Origin of the sequence: Streptomyces sp. NPDC052052 (genome assembly GCF_040680455.1) — a bacterium.
Lineage (GTDB): Bacteria > Actinomycetota > Actinomycetes > Streptomycetales > Streptomycetaceae > Streptomyces.
Genome location: NZ_JBFAWU010000007.1, coordinates 31,176 through 48,605 on the forward strand (window position 1 = coordinate 31,176; position 17,430 = coordinate 48,605).

Here is a 17,430-nt window from a genome sequence, read left to right on the forward strand (position 1 = left end):
AAGGCGATCAGACGATTCCCCCCTCCACGGCGGCACGGTAGTGACTCATAACGTCATGGGTATCCGGAGTGAACAGGTTCTCCCGCATCGACCTGAGGAGCTCGGGCTCCGACAGCCAGCCGTGCCACATCACTTCGTCGGGGTCAGGACACAGGTTGTCGGACAGGACAGCCTCGTACACGGCGAGCCAATGGGGACTGAGCCCGCTGCGGTTCAGGAACTTCACGATGAAGCGGACCGGCGCTCGAACACCCAGTTCCTCGGCCAGTTCGCGCGATGCGGCTTCCTCGTAGGACTCACCCGGGGCAACGGCACCGCCCGACGCCACCTCGTAGTGCCCCGGGAACCGATCGACGTGCTCGGAACGACGGTGCACGAGGATCCGGCCTTCCCGATCCCGGCATACCGTCACGGCAATCCGATGCAACCAGCCACGGCGAACCGCCTCGCCTCGGTCGACCACCGCCACGACCTGGTCCTGCTCGTCAACACGCTCGACCCTCTCGTTCACGAGCTCCACACGTGGCTGCCGAGGCACGGCCACAGAGGCGGATGCCTGCTGCCCATTGAGCTTCTCCAGGACCCGGTCACGGAGAAGCTCATACTCCTCACGGAGCCTGCGCCACTCGGTCACGGGCGGGCGGCGGATGACAACGCCGCCAGTGACAGTCTCCTCCGGCCCGAACTGCTCGCGGGTGAGATCGACCTCAATGCCCATGCCCAGACGGTTCCACCAGTGGTAGTCCACACGCTCGCCGTTGACGTGGACCTCCCCGCGGATCAGCTCGCCTCCCAGCAGGTCATTCAGCACCATGGCAGTCACCCCGCACTGGTCCCGAGCCGGGTTGTCCTCGGTCCAGCGCGATCGGAACTCAGGCGTGCACGTCTCGGCACTCCAGCTGCTGCGAACGGCTCGTTCGATGTCGGAAAGAAGCAACGGCGTCATGCCCGTGATCCTGCCTGCAAGCACTGACAATGGCCTGAGGCGCTGCCGCGCGAGACCATCCGCTCAATCTTCGGTGAGAACGCTTCACCTTCACTGCGACAGGTCACCAACATCCGTAGACGCCTCGACAGAGGCGAGCCCACCTGCCCAGGCAGCAACCTGTGCATGACGCAGCCCCCCTGGAACCGGGACGCAAGAACCACAAACGACTGACATGCTCTACCTCCTGCGGCAACAGGCCCCACTTCCTAAGCAAGAAGGCGGGGCTCCGCCGGGGGTCCTCGAACGGCGGCGTCCAGGAGCGGTGACTCAACCTTTCCTACGTTCTTCTCCGGGGCAGGGCGAGCCTTTCGATGAGACCGTTCGAGCCGCCATCGCGCGATCCTCGGGCGCATGGGCGGTTGCCGACGGGATCGCGAAGAAGGCCACTGCCGCGAAGACCGCCACACTCGCCGCGAGCGCCAAAGTGCCAGGCACAGACCAGGTCACGACCAGTCCGGCAACCGCCGCCCCCAGGGCGAATCCGGTGATCTTCAAGCTGGCGCCGGTGGTGAAGATTTGGCCCCGCAAGTGTTCTGGAGCCTCCCGGTGGCGAACTGCGAACAAGGCGGCCAGTTGGGGTCCCTCGCCGATCCCCGTGACGACTACGGCCACGATGAGTACAGGGGGTCGGCCCCCCATCGCCAGGATCAACGCGGCAGCCTGGACAAGAGCGCCGGCCCAGATGACCGTGTCGGGGCTGACCGAACGCGGGAACCGGGCAAGTACGGCGTTGGCCGCCAAGGCGGAGATCGCCGCGCAGGAAAGCAGCACCGCGCCGCGGCCGGCCCCGCCCAGGACACGCTCACCCAGGAGCGGGATGCACGCCATCAGCATGCCCTGGGCGATGCAGGAGACGACCGAGGTGAGGGTCGCTCGGGCCAATGCCGGCCTTCCGGCGATGACCCGCATTCCGGCAGCAAGGTCGCTGATCACCGAAGTCGTCTGAGCCCCTGGCGCCCGACCGGAACGGGCGGGCAGCATCCACGCAGCGGGCAACGCCAAGGCGATGAGCACCACGGCGACCACCACGGCCGTCGGGGCTCCCCACGCCTCCGCCACGCCGCCGGCGAGAGCCGGACCGGCCAGACTCGCCACGCTGAACGTCATGGCATCGAGCGCGTTCGCCCGCGGCAGGCGGTCACCGAGCACCACACGGGGTAGCTGGGCCGTCCATCCGCCCGACAGGGCAGGCCCCAGCAGTCCTGTCACCACGGCGATCAGGATGGTGACGACGAACGGTAACCGGCCGAGTGCTACGAGAATCATCCCCAGCCCCGCCGCATACATGACGAGGGCCCCGGCCAGCAGACGTCCCGGCCGTCCTGACCTGTCGAGGAGCGCCCCGAGCACGGGCCCACCTACCGCGGCAGTGATCGTGATGCCCGCAAGCAGCGACGACGCTTGGACGGTCGATCCGGCCAGGGCAAATCCTGCCAGCATCAGCGCCGGTCCTGACATCTCGTCTCCGGCACGAGCTGCAACGGCCCCGGCGAGATAGCAACGGAGTGGGTAACGGCTTCTCATCAGCGGGACGTTACGGCGGTAACTCAAACCTCAGCAAGATGCGTTACATTCCACAGGTGCTCTCCCGCAGCGACGACTGGTCCACGCGGCACTCCGTGCTGACCACGGCCCGACGAACTGCCGCCCTGATCAACGCTCTCACCGCCAACAGGCCTGACCCGGCAGAGGTCGCCGATGTGCTCCGCGCATACGGTGAGACCGACCCCATCGACCTCACCCCTCGCGATGTCGCCAGGATGGTTGCAGCGGCCACCCTGCTGCGGCAGGTCTTCGCCGCCGAGAACGCCGACGGCGCCGCCGCTACCCTCAACCGCCTCCTGCAGGACCACGCCGGACCGCTCCGCCTGACCTCGCACGGCGGCAGCACCCCCTGGCATCCGCACCTCGACCACGACGACAACGCGCCCTGGGACGAGTGGCTCCTCGCCTCGTCCTGCATGGCCCTGACCGTCCTCATCTGGGACCGCCAACGCCCGCCCGGCAGGATCTGCACATCACCCAGCTGCCGGAACGTCTTCATCACCCAAGGCAGTGGCCCGGAACGCCGCTACTGCTCCCGCCGATGCGCGACCCGCGAACGAGTCGCAGCCCATCGGCGTTCCCGCACCGCCGAGCAGCGAAGCGAAACCAAATAGAGCGTGCAGATCCGGCGCAACATCGCTCAGCCTTCGACGTGAATCGCCCAACCTTCACTGCGGCAGGTCACGTACGCAGGGCACGAACGGGGCGGCGGCCTGCTTGCGTGAGGGGTACGCGGAGGCGGGAAGGATGGACTCGGACGCGTGTGAGCTGGGGCGGCGGGTGAGACTTGACGGTTCGACGGCGACGGGGTCGCCGTGGCCGCTCGGGATCTGGAGCCGGTGCCGCTGTTCACCTCGCGGCCGGCGCCCGCGTTTCAGCTGAGGGCCCGACAGCAGCATCGGCCGGGCCTGCAGTTCACGTTCTCCACGAGTCGGCACCACGGTCGAGCCACTCCTCATCGAGTACGCCGAGGCCGGCCATCGCCGTCGCCCAGCGGCGGCCTCACACGCTTGGAGGCACCTCCGGTCAGGAGCCGTCCGCCGGGCAGAGTCCCTGACGGGCCGCTAGCCGGCGGTCTGGCGCAGCGCGCCTGACGAGCGCGGAGAGCCACTCCGAAGAAAGCGTCTGCGACCCGGCGCACCAAGGAGCCAGGAACACCACCACACGCCCTGCTGACGCACTTTGATGGGCGTGGCGCAGGGGGGGCATCGACCGAGGGGTGAAAGGCGGCCACAGACGCATACAGGCATCTCCTCACCCCGAACGCAAGAGACATCTTCGATATCCTGCACATCGTTCCTGCAGTCACCGGTCCCGAGCTCCGAGAGCCCAGGGGTCCTGTTTGCGCTGCCGTACCCCGTTCCCGCCAGATGTCCGGCCGCTCCCGCACCGCGGTGCCGGAGCGCGGTCTGTCATGCCCGAAAGAGAGCATCTGTGACCACTTACGACACTCGCACCGAAGCCTACGGGTCTGAGCAGACCGGTGCTGCCGGGACCGCGCCCTATGACGCCAACGCGATCACTGTCCTGGACGGTCTCGACGCCGTTCGCAAGCGGCCTGGGATGTACATCGGCTCCACGGGCGAGCGAGGGCTGCACCACCTCGTGCAGGAGCTCGTGGACAACTCCGTCGACGAGGCGCTGGCAGGGGTGGCCGACCGGATCGACGTGACGATCCTGGCCGACGGCGGCGTGCGAGTGGTCGACAACGGCCGAGGCATTCCGGTGGGATTCCATCCGGTGGAGAAGCGGCCGGCCGTCGAGGTCGTGCTGACCGTGCTGCACGCGGGCGGGAAGTTCGGCGGCGGGGGCTATGCGGTCTCCGGCGGTCTGCACGGTGTGGGCCTGTCGGTGGTCAACGCCCTGTCGACCCGGCTGTCGGCGGAGATCTGGACCGACGGCCACCGGTGGACGCAGGACTACCGGGACGGCGCCCCCACCGCCCCGCTTGCCCGCCGTGAAGCCACCTCCCGGACGGGCACGTCGCTGACCTTCTGGGCGGACGGTGCGGTCTTCGAGACCACCACGTACTCCTTCGAGACGCTGGCCAGGCGATTTCAGGAGATGGCGTTCCTCAACCGGGGGCTCACCCTGACCCTCACCGACGAACGTCCGTCCGCGCGTGCCACGACCTCGGCCGACGAAGCCGGCTCGGGCACTGCCGAGGAGCAGGCGGCGAAGACGGTCTCCTACCGCTACGACGGCGGCATCACCGACTTCGTCGCCCACCTCAACGCCCGCAAGGGCGAGCCCGTCCACCCCTCAGTGATCTCCATCGGCGCCCAGGACACCGAGCGGCTGCAGTCGGTCGAGGTCGCGCTGCAGTGGAATGGCCTGTACGCCGACAGCGTCTACTCGTACGCCAACGCCATCCACACCCATGAGGGCGGCACCCACGAGGAGGGCTTCCGCACCGCGCTGACCACCGTCGTCAACCGCTACGCGCGGGAGAGGAAGCTGCTGCGGGACAAGGACGGCAACCTCGCCGGCGAGGACATCCGTGAAGGCCTGACCGCGATCATCTCGGTCAAGCTCGGCGAGCCGCAGTTCGAGGGCCAGACCAAGACCAAGCTCGGCAACACCGAGGCGCGGACGTTCGTGCAGAAGGTCGTGCACGAGCACCTGACCGACTGGTTCGACCGCCACCCGAACGAGGCGGCCGACATCGTACGCAAGGCCATCCAGGCGGCCACAGCCCGGATCGCCGCCCGCAAGGCGCGCGACCTGACCCGCCGAAAGGGCCTGCTGGAGTCCGCGGCCCTGCCGGGCAAGCTGGCCGACTGCCAGTCCAGCGACCCCTCGCAGTCGGAGATCTTCATCGTCGAAGGCGACTCCGCCGGCGGTTCGGCGAAGTCCGGCCGCAACCCGCAGTACCAGGCGATCCTCCCGATCCGCGGCAAGATCCTCAACGTCGAGAAGGCCAGGATCGACAAGATCCTTCACCATCAGGAGATCCAGGCGATCATCTCCGCGTTCGGCACCGGTGTACACGAGGATTTCGACATCGCCAAGCTCCGCTATCACAAGATCATCCTGATGGCGGACGCGGACGTCGACGGCCAGCACATCAACACCCTGCTGCTGACCTTCCTCTTCCGCTTCATGCGGCCGCTGATCGAAGAGGGCCATGTCCATCTCTCCCGCCCCCCGCTCTACAAGATCAAGTGGAGCCGGGACCACGTCGAATACGCCTACTCCGACCGCGAACGCACCCTGCTCATCGAACGGGGCCGACAGGCCGGCCGCCGCGTCAAGGACGACTCCATCCAGCGCTTCAAGGGCCTGGGCGAGATGAACGCCGAGGAGCTGCGCGTGACCACCATGGACCCCGAACACCGGGTCCTGGGCCAGGTCACCCTCGACGACGCAGCCGTCGCCGACGACCTCTTCTCCGTCCTGATGGGCGAGGACGTCGAAGCACGCCGCCACTTCATCCAGCGCAACGCCAAGGATGTCCGCTTCCTCGACATCTGATCTGTCGGCGCCGGCCGCAGCGCCCGGGCCGGCTGAAGCCGCTGCCCTTACGAGGACAGTCGTTGGTGTGCCGCCCGCGAAGCCTGGTTCGAGTCCTCCGGGTGTCCCCCGCCTTCTCGTCTCCGAGGTCCGGTCCGAGAAACCCTCCCGCACCATGCTCGGCATCACGCCGACTTCGTGGGCCGCGGGTGCTCTGGACCGGGCCTCTGACCTCGGGCGCATGCGTGACCGGGGGCGGGCGACAACGGCCCCGGCCGTAGGCTTCGGCGCATGACGAATTCCCCCCGCGCCGCCGGAACCCAGACTCTCGCCCGCGGCCTGCGCGCCCTGCAGCTCGTCAGCACCGCGCACGACGGCCTGAACATCCAGGAAGTGGCGGGGGAACTGGACGTACACCGGTCGATCGCGTCACGGCTGCTCCAGACCCTCGCGGACTTCCACTTCGTGACGCGCGGCTACGACGGCCGGTACCGCACCGGCACCGCGCTCGCCGGGCTCGCCATGGGCATTCACGCGACCCTTCGCGCCACAGCGGCCCCCGTGATGCAGGAACTCGCCGCCGACCTGGGCGCCACGGTTTCGCTACTGATCAGCGAGGGCGGCCACGCAGTGGCCCTCGCCGTGGTCGAGCCGCCCGGGGTGTCCTACCTGCTCAGTTTCAAGGCCGGGAGCCGGCATCCGCTGGGCCGCGGCTCGGCAGGTGTCGCCCTGCTCGCCGCACAGTCACCGTCGCCCGGCGAGGCGGCGAACGTGACCGAGGCACGGGAACAGGGCTTCGCCGCGACCTTCGGCGAAGTCGAGCCCGGCGCCTACGGCGTGGCCGTGCCGATCGCGATCCAAGGACTCCCACCCGCCTGCCTGAACCTGATCACCTACCGCCCCGAGATCGCCGACCGGGCCGCGCCGGCTCTCCTGGCCGCCGCCGCAAGGATCCACAGCGAACTCGCCTGAGCAGCAACCCCGCTATTGACATTCCTCTGCCGCGCGCGTTCCATACGACTTAGGGCGTGCAAATAAAAAGCAACACCGTGCAAATAGTGCACGAAGGAGTCAGGTCATGGTCATCACCAAAGAATCCGCAACGCGCGACATCGTGCTGCCCTCGGGCATGCGCATGCGCTACTACGAGGCAGGAGAGGCCGATGCCACGCCCGTCGTCCTCCTGCACGGCTCGGGCCCCGGCGCAACCGGGTGGTCGAACTTCTACGGCAACATCGGGGCAATCGCCGAGGCCGGATTCCGTGTCATCGCCCCGGACATGCCGGGGTGGGGCGACTCCGATGCACAGGCGACCGTCGACATGGACCACGACGGGACCCTCGTGGAATTCCTCGACGCCCTCGGTCTTCCGCAGGCCGCTCTCGTCGGCAATTCGATGGGCGCCCACACTGCGATCCGCTTCGCCACGCTGCACCCCGAGCGCATCACCCACCTGGTGACCATGGGCGCCTCGCTCGGCCGGGGTCCCGCCAGTCTCTTCGGGGCGGGCGACGGGCCTAGTGAAGGCCTGAAAGTGATCGTCAAGGCCTACAAGGACGCGAGCCCCGAGAACATGAAGGCCCTCGTCGAGATCATGACGTACGACAAGGAGCGCTTCGCGACCCCGGAGCTGACCCGGGCGCGCTCGGAGGCTGCCCTTGCCCGGCCGGACCACCTCAAGAACTACGTCGAGGGTCTCGCGCACGGCGCCCCGATCCCGGTCAAGGTCGACCGCGACAAGATCCCGGGTATCAAGGTGCCGACCCTGCTGATCCACGGCAAGGACGACCGGGTCCTGCACTACGAGGTCAGCCTGTGGCTCCTCGCCAACATTCCGAACTCACGGCTCATGCTGCTCAACCACTGTGGCCACTGGGCGATGATCGAACACGCCGCCGAGTTCAACCGCCTCGTCGTGGGCTTCCTGTCGCACAGCTGACTCGATCGGACACAGCAAATGACCACTCTTGACACCGACGTCGTTGTCATCGGAGCCGGACCGGTCGGTCTCACCCTGGCCAACCTGATCGGCGTACGCGGCCACCGGGCCGCCGTCCTCGAAGCCCGCCACGAACTGATCGACTACCCCCGTGGCGTGGGCCTCGACGACGAGTCGATCCGCACGCTGTGCACAACGGGCCTGTGGCAGAAGATCCAGCCGTACACCGTTCCGCACCATGTGGTGCGGCTGGTCAACGGGAGCGGACAGGTGCTCGCCACCAACGATCCCAGGACGCAGGAGTTCGGCTACCCGCGCAAGCACGGATTCATCCAGCCACTGGTCGACCAGGAGCTCGCCGCCGGTCTCGGCCGCTTCCCCGGCGCCACCTTGCACTTCGGACACCGCGTCACGGGCATCGAGGACCGCGGAGACCATGTGGCGGTCACCGCCGAGGAACTCGACGCCGACGGAAACGTCACGGGCACGATCACCGTCACCGGCCGCTATGCCGTCGGCTGCGAAGGCGGCAGCTCCTTCACCCGCAAATGGATGGGCGCGAAGTTCGAGGGCAAGTCGCCCTCGACCCGCTGGGTGGTCGTCGACGTCGAGAACGACCCGATCGGCACCCCGTCGGTCTACCTCGGCGCCGACCCCCGCCGCCCCTACGTGTCCATCGGACTGCCCCAGGGTGTGCGGCGCTGGGAGTTCATGCTCCACGACGACGAGCCCACCGAACTGGTCGACAACCCCGCGTTCATGCACTCACTGCTCAAACGCCACGTCCCCGACCCGGCGGCCCTGACGGTCATCAACCAGCGCACCTTCACCCACCACGGCCGTGTGGCCTCCGACTTCCGTAGGGGTCGCGTGTTCATCGCCGGCGACGCCGCCCATCTGATGCCGGTCTGGCTCGGGCAGGGCTGGAACTCCGGCATCCGCGACGCAACCAACCTCGCCTGGAAGCTCACCGCCGTCCTGAACGGCGACGCCGGCGACTCCCTTCTGGACACGTACACCCAGGAACGCCGCAAGCACGCCTCGGACATGATCGACGTGAACATGGCGGCCGGCACGGTGATGAAGATGGGCCGCGTCTCGGGCAAGCTGCGTGACGTCGCCGCCTCGGCCCTCAACGTCATGCCGAAGTGGAAGTCCTACTTCACCGAGCTGCGGTTCAAGCCCATGCCGCGCTACACCGCCGGCGTCGTGGTCGACCAGACGACACTCGCCCCCGGCACGGCGGAGGCCGCCTTCAAGCGGGGCCGGCTGGCACCGTTCGTCGACTCGGCCGGTGAACTCTCCCCGGTCGGCCTGCAGTTCATCCAGCCACGGGTCAACACCGCCCAGGCCACGGACGTCCTGCTCGACGAGGTGGTCGGCGACTGGTGGACCCTCGCCACCTGGGGCAGCAACCCAACCGCCTACCTCTCCCCCGCCGACCTCGAACTGGTCCGCCGCCACCGGATCAAGGCCGTCTCCTTCATGCCCGAGGCGCAGCGTGCCTGGGCCGAGAAGCAGTACGCCGACTCGCCGGTCCCGGTCACTGTCGTCGGCGACACCACGGGGGCTCTCAAGGACTGGTTCGACGTCCGCGCCTGCGGCCTCGTCGTCCTGCGGCCCGACCGCTTCGTGGCCGCGGCGTCCCTCACCGTCCAGGCGCCCAAGGCCCTCGCCGCCGTCGCCGCGGCCGGATCGTTCGCCGCCGTCGACACCGCGGAGGAGACCGCGCAGACACTCGTCACGGAAGGAATACCGGCATGACCCTGGCCCTCGTCACCATGTCGCACAGCCCGCTGCTGGAGTACGCCGAGCCGCCCGCCGAGGTCACCGACGCGGTCGACGAGGCGTTCGGCACCGCCCGCGCCTTCGTGAAGGACTTCGACCCGACGCTGGTCGTCTCCTTCGCACCCGACCACTACAACGGCTTCTTCTACGACCTGATGCCGCCCTTCTGTATCGGCTACGAGGCTCTTGGTGTCGGCGATTACGGCACCACCGAGGGCCCGCTGGACGTACCGGCTGCACGCGCCGAGGAGTTGGCCCAGTGGGTGGCGGACCAGGACGTCGACGTGGCCATCTCCCGCCGGATGGAAGTCGACCACGGCGCCGTCCAGCCGCTGGAGATCCTTTTCGGCGGCATCGACACCGTCCCGACCATCCCTGTCTTCGTCAACGGTGTTGCGAAGCCCTTCGTGAAGATGCGCCGGATCCGCCGACTCGGTGAGGCGATAGGCGGATACCTCGCCTCCCTCAAGGACGAGCGCGTGCTCGTCATCGGATCCGGCGGCCTCTCCCATGATCCGCCGGTGCCGCAGTGGGCCACCGCTGACGAGGCCGCACGCGCCTTGCTGCTCAACGGCAGGCACCCGACGGCTGCCGCCCGCGACGCCCGACAGCAGCGGGTCATCGACACCGCCAAGGCCTTCACGGCGGGCACGGCCACCATCCGGGACCTCAACCCCGAGTGGGACCAGACCCTGATGGCGGTGCTCGCGTCCGGCGATCTCTCCCCCATCGATTCGATGACGCCGTCGCAGATGGCGAAGGACGCCGGAAACTCGGCACACGAGGTCCGCACCTGGGTCGCCGCCTTCGCCGCGCTCGGTGCGGCAGGCCCGTACCGGACGGAGTACTCGTTCTACCGGCCGATCCGGGAGTACATCGCCGGCTTCGGCGTGATGATGGCCCGATCCGACCTCTGACAAGGTGAGACCGGTGGAGAGGAGCCGTCCGGCCGACTGGAACAATCCTCCTCATGACCGCCACACCGCCCCTGCCGCCCGAAGCCCTCGACCGTCTCCACGCCGCTGTCCGGCTGCGTGAAGGCGGTGCGGCCGAGGAGGCCTGTGAGAAACTGCTCGCGCTCAGCGCCACGTACCCCGAGGACCCGCTGATCGCGTACCAGACCGGCTGGGCCCACGACGTGCTCGGCCGCGAGGGCGCCGCCGTGCCCTTCTACGAACGCGCGCTCGCGGGGGCGGAGGCGCTCGACGTCGAGGACCGTCACGGGGTGTATCTCGGGCTCGGCAGTACGTACCGCATCCTCGGCCGGTACGAGGAAGCCGTCACGACCCTGGAGGCCGGGCTCGTCGCGCACCCCGGCGACGGCGCGCTCACCGTGTTCCTCGCCATGGCCCGGTACAACACCGGCGCCCACCACGAGGCCATGAGCGCCCTGCTCGCGCTCCTCGCCGAGTCCAGCACCGACCCCGGCGTCCACGCCTTCCGCAAGGCCATCGCCTACTACGCCGAGGACCTCGATCTCGTGGAGAGCGACGGCTGACCCCGTCTCGCTCCCTCGTCCCGGTGACCCTGGCCTCCTTCTGCAGCGCAGGACCACCGGCCGCCTGGTCATCCGGCGCGATCGACGCGGGTGGCGTTGTCGTACGACTCCCTGGCGTCGAGCAGTTCGTCCCAGTGTTTCGCCGTCCAGGCGCAAGCAACCGCTATCGGCCGGAGCATGCTGCGGCCCAGCGGCGTCAGTTCGTACTCGACATGCGGGGTGGCCTCGGCGTAGACAGTGCGCTTCACCAGGCCATCTCGTTCGAGGGAACGCAGCGACTGGGTCAGGACCTTGGGGGTGACCCGGCTCAGCGGCACGCGCAACTCGGAAAACCGGCGCGGCCCGTCCTCGAGACAGCGGATGATGAGCGCTGCCCACTTGTCGCCGAACCGGATCGGATTGAGTGAGGAGGGGCAGAGTTCGTCGAACATGTCGGCGGGTAACGGTTGCCTCATGGCCCTACCCTAAGGGCCGGACCGCGATCCCTGGCGGGTCGGCGTACAGGTCCGGATGCGGTGCATGGCAAGGCGGAGGAGCGTCCGCACACGGGCTGCATGCGGGCGTCCCGGCCATGCGGCGAGGTGCCGTGACCGTCGTCGTGCACCCGCGACAGGCGACGGAACAGGACCTGGCCGGTATCCCCGTGGTAACCGGAGCCCTCGATAACCTCCGGGACATGGCTGGAGCTCACAGGCTCCGGTCTCGGTGAGAGGGGGTTCATCATGAACATCGTGGTCTTCGGCGCCGGTGGCCGGGCCGGGCGGCAGGCCGTCGCGGAGGCGTACCGACGCGGACACCGGGTCACCGCCGTGGTACGCAACCCTGCGGGGCACAGCGATCTGACCGACGTGCGGGTCGTGGCGGGCAACGTCACGGATTCGGCGAGCATCGAGCATGCTGCCGTCGGACATGATGCCGCCGTCAGTGCCGCCGCGGACCTTTCCGTGCCGCCGCACGAGTTCTTCACCGCGTCGTCCCGTGCCCTGACCACCGGCCTGGCCAACGCAGGTGTGCAGCGCCTCGTGGTGGTCGGGCTCGCCTCGGTCATGCCGGGTGCGTCCGGCGTTCCCCTGATGGACGAGCCCGGCCACCCGAACGAGTTCCGTTCGTTCTCCCTCGGTCACGCGGCGGGTCTCGACGAGCTTCGGAGAGGCGCCCTGGACTGGGCGTATGTGGCCCCGGCGGGCCATTTCGACCCGGACGAGGGCGCACGCACCGGCCGGTACCGGATCGCCGAGCACGGCGACCTGGCCAGCCGGATCAGCTACGCGGACCTGGCGGTCGCGCTGATCGACGAGATCGAGGCGCCCCGCCATCACCGGGCCGCCGTCAGTGTGCGGGAGGCGTGACACCCTCGGTCCACGACAGCCCGGGGCACGGGGTGCCGCCCCAATGGGGCGATCATGCCTGTGGCCGGGCAACGGCCCGGATTCCACAGTGAGTTCGCGAGGTCGGGGGGCAGCTCACTCCGGGAACGGGCGCGCCGGGGCTCCGCCGTGCCGGTTGGCATCACAGGCTCGGACAGCGGCGCCCGATGCCAACGCCCCGTACCGTGACCTGGTTTCACCGGCATCGTGGTGTTCGCAGCTACGTCCCTCAGCCGGCGTCTGCGGCAGGGTTGCGGCGCCGGCTGCCGAGGCCGTCATGGGGATGGCGGTGACGCTCGCCGGTCGTCATGAGACGTGGCGGCTGCGTTCCGCCTGCGCCCACGGCGGAACCGGTGGACCACCATCCGTCGTCGGCTCAGCCGGCGATGAAGGCGTCGCGGACTTCGAGGATGTCCTTGGCGAACGAGCTCTGCGTCATCGCGCTGGCGCCACCGTCGACAGGGATCATCAGGCCGTTCACGTAGCCGGAGAGGTCGCTGGCGAGGAACGCGGCGACATTCGGCCGGACTGGCCGATGGTCACGCGCACCTCCCGGCTTCCGACCCATGGCGCCGGCTCTCCGGATCGGCGGCGTTCAGCGCCGGACTGCCCAGTCCGGCACCCAGGTCCCGGCGGCGCCGTGGCCGGCTGCTGTGGCGGCAAGGTGGGTGCGGAGGGTGGTCAGCGCGGGGTGGGGGTTGTCCCGGTGCCAGAGGAGCGAGTGCGGGTAGACGGGTGTCGGGTCGATGACCGGGATGCGGCGCAGGCCGTGGCCGGAGGGCCAGATGAGGCGGGTGTCCCCGCCCATGAAGGTGGCCAGGGCCGGGGTGTCGGCGACGGTGTCGAGGAGTGCGTCGGAGCCGAAGTTGGGGCCGGTCGCCTCGATGGTGAGGCCGAATTCGGCGACCAGATCGTCGTAGTAGGCGGCCCACTCGGTACCGGGGACGATGCCGGGCATCCAGATCCGGTGCCCGGCGAGCTGGGCGAGGGGCACCGCCTTGGCGCCCGCCAGCGCGTGAGCGGGGCCGGTGAGGAGCTGGAGCGGCTCGTCGAGCACCCGCACGGACTCGATGTCCTCGGGCAGGGGCCGGCCGGGCACGCCGACAGCGCGGAAGGACGCATCGATCGCACCGGACCGGACGGCGGCGACCGCGGTCTCGATGTCGAACAGCATCAGCACGTCGAGGTCGATCCCGGGGTGTGCGCGGTGGAAACCGCGCATCAGACCCGACTGCGCGCTGCGCGAGGCGATGACGTCGACGCGCAGCGGACGGCGGCCGGTGCGCACGGACGCGCCTGCACGCTCGGCGACGCGCAGCAGCTCGCGCGCGTGGGGCAGGAACGCCTGCCCGTCGATGGTGAGTTCGGCGCCACGCGGGGTGCGGACGAACAGTCGCACCCCGAGACTGCGCTCCAGCGCGGCGATGCGCTTGGAGACTGCCTGCTGGGTGACCGCCAGCTCGGCGGCGGCCTCCTGGAACCGCCCCGCGTCGGCGGCGACAACGAAGGTCCGGACGGCGTCGAGGTCCATGGGGACACCCTAGGGGAACAACCATTGGTTGTGTGCCGACGCCTTGCGGTTGTTTGATCCCCAGGCAGGGTGCTCGCTTTGATGCTTCCGGTCGCCAATCGGTTGTACGGAGTGAGAGGGGCGGGCATGCGGAGCGGGCACCGGCTGGGACAGCTGCTCGGACATCGGCTGGGGTGGCGGTTCGGGTGGCTCTGGGGAGCGTACGGGACCAGTGCGCTCGGAACGTGGCTGGCTTTCGGCGCGTTCCCGTTGATCGCCGTCCAGGTGCTGCACGCCGGACCGGCCGAGGTCGCGGCGCTCTCCGCAGCGGGGGCTGCGGTGGGCGCGGTCGTGGCGGTGCCACTCGGCCCGTGGGTGGAGTTCCGTCGCAAGCGGCCGGTACTGATCGGGATGGACCTGGTGCGGTGCGCGGCGCTTCTGACGATTCCCGCCGCGTTCGCGCTCGGCGTGCTCTCCTTCGTCCAGCTCCTGCTGGTCTCGGTCGTCGTCGCGGCGGCGGACATCACTTTTCGCGCCGCCTCCGGCGCATACCTGAAGACGCTGCTGTCGGCCGAGGACCTGCTCGTCGCCAACGCCCGGTTCGAGTCCACGACCTGGACGACCACGATCGTCGGACCGCCGCTGGGCGGCGCGTTGACCGGGCTCCTCGGCCCGGTGGCAACGGTGGTGGCCGACGCGGTCAGCTACCTGCTCTCGGCCCTGGGCCTCCGCGCGATGGGCAGGCACGAACCACCGCCCGAGGCCCGGGAGGCCATGCACATGCGGGCCGGGGACCTGCTCGACGGCTGGCGGTTCATCCTCTCCGACGTGACGCTGCGTCCGCTGTTCTTCCACACCGCCCTGTTCAACGGCCTGGTGATGGCCGCCCAGCCGTTGCTGGCCGTCCTGATGCTCGGCCGACTCGGGTTCGCACCGTGGCAGTACGGCCTCGCCTTCGCCGCACCCGCGGTCGGCGGGCTGCTCGGTTCACGGCTGGCCCGACCGCTCGTCACCCGGTTCGGGCAGCACCAGGTCCTGGTCGCGGCCGGTACGCTGCGCGCGATCTGGCCCATCGGCCTGGCCTTCCTGGGGCCGGGCACCGGAGGACTGCTGCTGGTGATGGGCACGGAGCTCGGGCTCATCCTGTGCTGCGGGATCTTCAACCCCGTCTGCGCCACCTACCGCCTCCAGCGCACCGCGACCGACCGGGCCGCCCGGACGCTCTCCGCCTGGGCGGTGACGACCAAGGTCTCCACGGCTTTACTGACGGCCGTCTGGGGCGTGCTGGGCGGCCTGCTCGGCCCACGCACGGCCATCGGCCTGGCCGGCGTGCTCCTGCTGGCGACCCCGCTGCTACTCCCCCGTCGGGCGGAGGCGCCCCTCCCCGAGCCGCAGTCGACACCGAGCCGCGCATGACGGGCCGCCACCGGCGGGTGCCGGCGCTCGTGGAGGATCCGCACCCTGGCTGTGTAGGTGAGTTTCGGGCTCTGGCACAGATCTTGGGGAGCCGTCGCGGAGCGTTACCTCGGCGTTCGATTGCGAGGGGACCGGCTGGTGTGAGACGGCGTACGCCGTGTCGTCCGAGGATCGATATTGACGCTCCATCAGGTGTGTGCCGACCGCTGCTGCGGGTGGTTGTGGACGGTGATGGTGCTGGTCATGCAGACCGATGCGCCGTTCTGGGACTCGCTGGTGTTCGAGGGGATCGCCGATGTGGAGGTCGAGGCGGTTACGGCCGCGTTCGGCACGGTCGAGGTGGTGGCGAAAGGCCGCGCGGCTGGGGCCGCATGTCCGGACTGCGGCCGCTTCTCAGACCGAGTCCACGACCGTTACCAGCGCAGGCTGAAGGACCTCCCACTCGCTGAGCAGGGCCTGGTGATCCGGCTGACGGTCCGGCGCTTGATCTGCGGATCGGCTGGCTGCCGACGCCGGACGTTCGCCGAACCGTTCTCCCAGCTGGCCGCCCCGCACGCACGGTTCAACCACGCCCTGGAGCGAGTGGGGCTCGCCCTGGCGGGGCGGGCCGGCGCCCGGCTGGCGGCCCAGCTGGGCTTCGGCGCGGGACGGATGACCTTGTTACGCAGGGTCATGGCACTGCCCGATCCGTGGTTCAGCACGCCGCGCGTGTTGGGCGTGGACGACTTCGCGATCCGCCGCGGCCAGACCTACTCCACCGTCTTGACCAGCATCGAAGACCATCGCGTGATCGACGTGCTACCGACCCGTGAAGCCACGCCGCTGGCCGCGTGGCTGATCCGCCATCCCGGCGTGGAGATCATCTGCCGAGACCGGGCAGGCGCCTACGCCGAGGGCGCCCGACGCGGCGCCCCCGACGCTCTGCAGGTCGCCGACCGGTTCCACCTGTGGCAGGGCCTCGGCCGGGCCGTGGAGACCTGTGTCGCCGCCCACCGCGACTGCTTGCGCAACCCGTCGCCAAACGGCATGCCACCGCAGGACACCCGACCAGCTCCCGGCCGGTCGCAGGACGACTCGGACCCCGTCGGCCGGCGGGCCGAGCGGAAAAAAAGGCAGCACACTCACTGGTCCACGAACTGCTCGCCAAGGCCACTCACGCCGGGCGATTGCCCGGCACCTGGGCTGGGGCCTCAACACCGTGCTCCGGTACGCGAACGCCGCACGCTGGCAGGACACCTTCCGCGAGAACCGGCCCCGGCCCAGCAGACTGGACCCCTACAAGCCCTACCTGGAGCGACGCTTCGCCGAGGGATGCACCAACGTCACCCGACTGCACGGCGAGCTGATAGCCGAGCACGCTCCTGTCACCTACGGCGGGGTCCGAGCCCACATCGCCACTTTGCGCTGGGTCCCGTCCGAGGCGCCGCCCCGGCCGCCGACGGTGCGGCAGGTGACCGGCTGGCTCACCCGGCGCCCCACCGCCCTGACCGAGGAAGACCGCGTCGGCCTGAAAGACGTCCTGGCCCGTTGTCCCGAACTGGACATGGCCGCCGGACACATCCGTGATTTCGGCGAGATGCTCAGCGGCCGCCTCGGCATCACGCTTCCTGTCTGGATCAGCACCGTCGAAGCCAGCCAGCTACCCGGCCTTGCCGGCTTCGCACGCCACCTGCTCCGGGACCTCGACGCCGTGACCGCCGGCCTCACCCTGGACTGGAACTCGGGCAGCATCGAGGGAGCCGTGAACCGCATTAAAAAAGATCAAGAGACAGCTCTACGGCCGAGCCGGCTTCCACCTGCTCCGGAAGATGATCCTGCTGCAGTAGCGCCTCGCCGTGGTTATTCGGGGTGCGACTCCCGATACCTCTCCTCATGCTGCTCCTCCTAGTGAAGGCGAGCAGCCACGTCCGGCTGTACGACTTGCAG

General features: G+C 69.3%; 17 protein-coding genes and 2 pseudogenes. 11 read left to right on the top strand and 8 right to left on the bottom strand.

The genetic code is table 11. The annotated features are described in order from the left end of the window. Positions 1-7: 7 nt before the first annotated feature. From AB0L71_RS10360 to AB0L71_RS10370, 3 genes and pseudogenes are all read right to left on the bottom strand, one after another. Positions 8-520, bottom strand: a complete 513-nt coding sequence (locus AB0L71_RS10360) for an NUDIX domain-containing protein (protein ID WP_365240942.1) — start codon at positions 518-520, stop codon at positions 8-10. A gap of 48 nt (positions 521-568) precedes the next feature. Then, a pseudogene (locus AB0L71_RS10365) lies at positions 569-946 on the bottom strand (hypothetical protein); the annotation flags it as partial. 309 nt (positions 947-1,255) lie between these two features. Further along, positions 1,256-2,512: an MFS transporter gene (locus tag AB0L71_RS10370; RefSeq protein ID WP_365240446.1), complete on the bottom strand. Its 1,257-nt coding sequence runs from the start codon at positions 2,510-2,512 to the stop codon at positions 1,256-1,258. Between the two features lie 38 nt (positions 2,513-2,550). On the opposite strand from AB0L71_RS10370, the gene AB0L71_RS10375 reads away from it, so the two are divergent. After that, the gene (locus tag AB0L71_RS10375) at positions 2,551-3,147 is read left to right on the top strand and encodes a CGNR zinc finger domain-containing protein (RefSeq protein ID WP_365240448.1); all 597 of its coding nucleotides are present in this window, start codon (positions 2,551-2,553) and stop codon (positions 3,145-3,147) included. A gap of 54 nt (positions 3,148-3,201) precedes the next feature. Here the strand turns inward: AB0L71_RS10375 and AB0L71_RS10380 are convergent, their stop codons facing one another. Next, complete coding sequence (locus AB0L71_RS10380) at positions 3,202-3,474, bottom strand: hypothetical protein (protein ID WP_365240450.1); 273 nt, start codon at positions 3,472-3,474, stop codon at positions 3,202-3,204. Positions 3,475-3,967: 493 nt separating this feature from the next. Between AB0L71_RS10380 and gyrB the strand changes: the two genes are divergently transcribed. The 6 genes from gyrB (at position 3,968) to AB0L71_RS10410 (ending at position 11,211) form a co-directional block, all read left to right on the top strand. Beyond that, entirely contained in the window at positions 3,968-6,007 is a 2,040-nt protein-coding gene (gene gyrB, locus AB0L71_RS10385) for a DNA topoisomerase (ATP-hydrolyzing) subunit B (protein ID WP_365240452.1), read from the top strand. 270 nt (positions 6,008-6,277) lie between these two features. After that, positions 6,278-6,958 carry a helix-turn-helix domain-containing protein gene (locus AB0L71_RS10390; protein WP_365240454.1) on the top strand — a complete coding sequence of 227 codons (681 nt, stop codon included), beginning with the start codon at positions 6,278-6,280 and terminating at the stop codon, positions 6,956-6,958. A gap of 106 nt (positions 6,959-7,064) precedes the next feature. Beyond that, positions 7,065-7,925, top strand: a complete 861-nt coding sequence (locus AB0L71_RS10395; protein WP_365240456.1) for an alpha/beta hydrolase — start codon at positions 7,065-7,067, stop codon at positions 7,923-7,925. A gap of 18 nt (positions 7,926-7,943) precedes the next feature. Continuing rightward, positions 7,944-9,689: a bifunctional 3-(3-hydroxy-phenyl)propionate/3-hydroxycinnamic acid hydroxylase gene (locus tag AB0L71_RS10400; protein ID WP_365240458.1), complete on the top strand. Its 1,746-nt coding sequence runs from the start codon at positions 7,944-7,946 to the stop codon at positions 9,687-9,689. Continuing rightward, the gene (locus AB0L71_RS10405) at positions 9,686-10,630 is read left to right on the top strand and encodes a 3-carboxyethylcatechol 2,3-dioxygenase (RefSeq protein WP_365240460.1); all 945 of its coding nucleotides are present in this window, start codon (positions 9,686-9,688) and stop codon (positions 10,628-10,630) included. Before AB0L71_RS10400 ends, AB0L71_RS10405 begins: the two co-directional genes overlap by 4 nt. Positions 10,631-10,683: 53 nt before the next feature. Further along, entirely contained in the window at positions 10,684-11,211 is a 528-nt protein-coding gene (locus AB0L71_RS10410; protein WP_365240462.1) for a tetratricopeptide repeat protein, read from the top strand. Between the two features lie 68 nt (positions 11,212-11,279). Here AB0L71_RS10410 and AB0L71_RS10415 read toward each other — a convergent pair whose 3' ends face one another. Beyond that, the gene (locus AB0L71_RS10415; protein ID WP_365240465.1) at positions 11,280-11,666 is read right to left on the bottom strand and encodes a helix-turn-helix domain-containing protein; all 387 of its coding nucleotides are present in this window, start codon (positions 11,664-11,666) and stop codon (positions 11,280-11,282) included. A 267-nt stretch (positions 11,667-11,933) separates the two neighbouring features. On the opposite strand from AB0L71_RS10415, the gene AB0L71_RS10420 reads away from it, so the two are divergent. Further along, positions 11,934-12,560: an NAD(P)H-binding protein gene (locus tag AB0L71_RS10420; protein WP_365240467.1), complete on the top strand. Its 627-nt coding sequence runs from the start codon at positions 11,934-11,936 to the stop codon at positions 12,558-12,560. 394 nt (positions 12,561-12,954) lie between these two features. Here the strand turns inward: AB0L71_RS10420 and AB0L71_RS10425 are convergent, their stop codons facing one another. Together AB0L71_RS10425 and AB0L71_RS10430 are read right to left on the bottom strand one after the other, a co-directional pair. Beyond that, positions 12,955-13,146, bottom strand: a complete 192-nt coding sequence (locus tag AB0L71_RS10425; RefSeq protein ID WP_365240469.1) for a hypothetical protein — start codon at positions 13,144-13,146, stop codon at positions 12,955-12,957. Between the two features lie 27 nt (positions 13,147-13,173). Continuing rightward, positions 13,174-14,109, bottom strand: coding sequence for a LysR family transcriptional regulator (locus AB0L71_RS10430; RefSeq protein WP_365240472.1), 936 nt, complete (start codon positions 14,107-14,109; stop codon positions 13,174-13,176). A gap of 126 nt (positions 14,110-14,235) precedes the next feature. On the opposite strand from AB0L71_RS10430, the gene AB0L71_RS10435 reads away from it, so the two are divergent. Next, positions 14,236-15,504 carry an MFS transporter gene (locus AB0L71_RS10435; protein WP_365240474.1) on the top strand — a complete coding sequence of 423 codons (1,269 nt, stop codon included), beginning with the start codon at positions 14,236-14,238 and terminating at the stop codon, positions 15,502-15,504. Between the two features lie 188 nt (positions 15,505-15,692). Here the strand turns inward: AB0L71_RS10435 and AB0L71_RS10440 are convergent, their stop codons facing one another. Continuing rightward, entirely contained in the window at positions 15,693-15,836 is a 144-nt protein-coding gene (locus AB0L71_RS10440; RefSeq protein WP_365240987.1) for a hypothetical protein, read from the bottom strand. 10 nt (positions 15,837-15,846) lie between these two features. Here AB0L71_RS10440 and AB0L71_RS10445 point away from each other — a divergent pair. After that, positions 15,847-16,455 (top strand): annotated as a pseudogene (locus AB0L71_RS10445) (ISL3 family transposase); the annotation flags it as partial. A 247-nt stretch (positions 16,456-16,702) separates the two neighbouring features. Then, a complete protein-coding gene (locus AB0L71_RS10450; RefSeq protein WP_365240989.1) occupies positions 16,703-17,392 on the top strand; it encodes a hypothetical protein in 690 nt (229 codons plus the stop codon). Positions 17,393-17,430 lie beyond the last annotated feature (38 nt).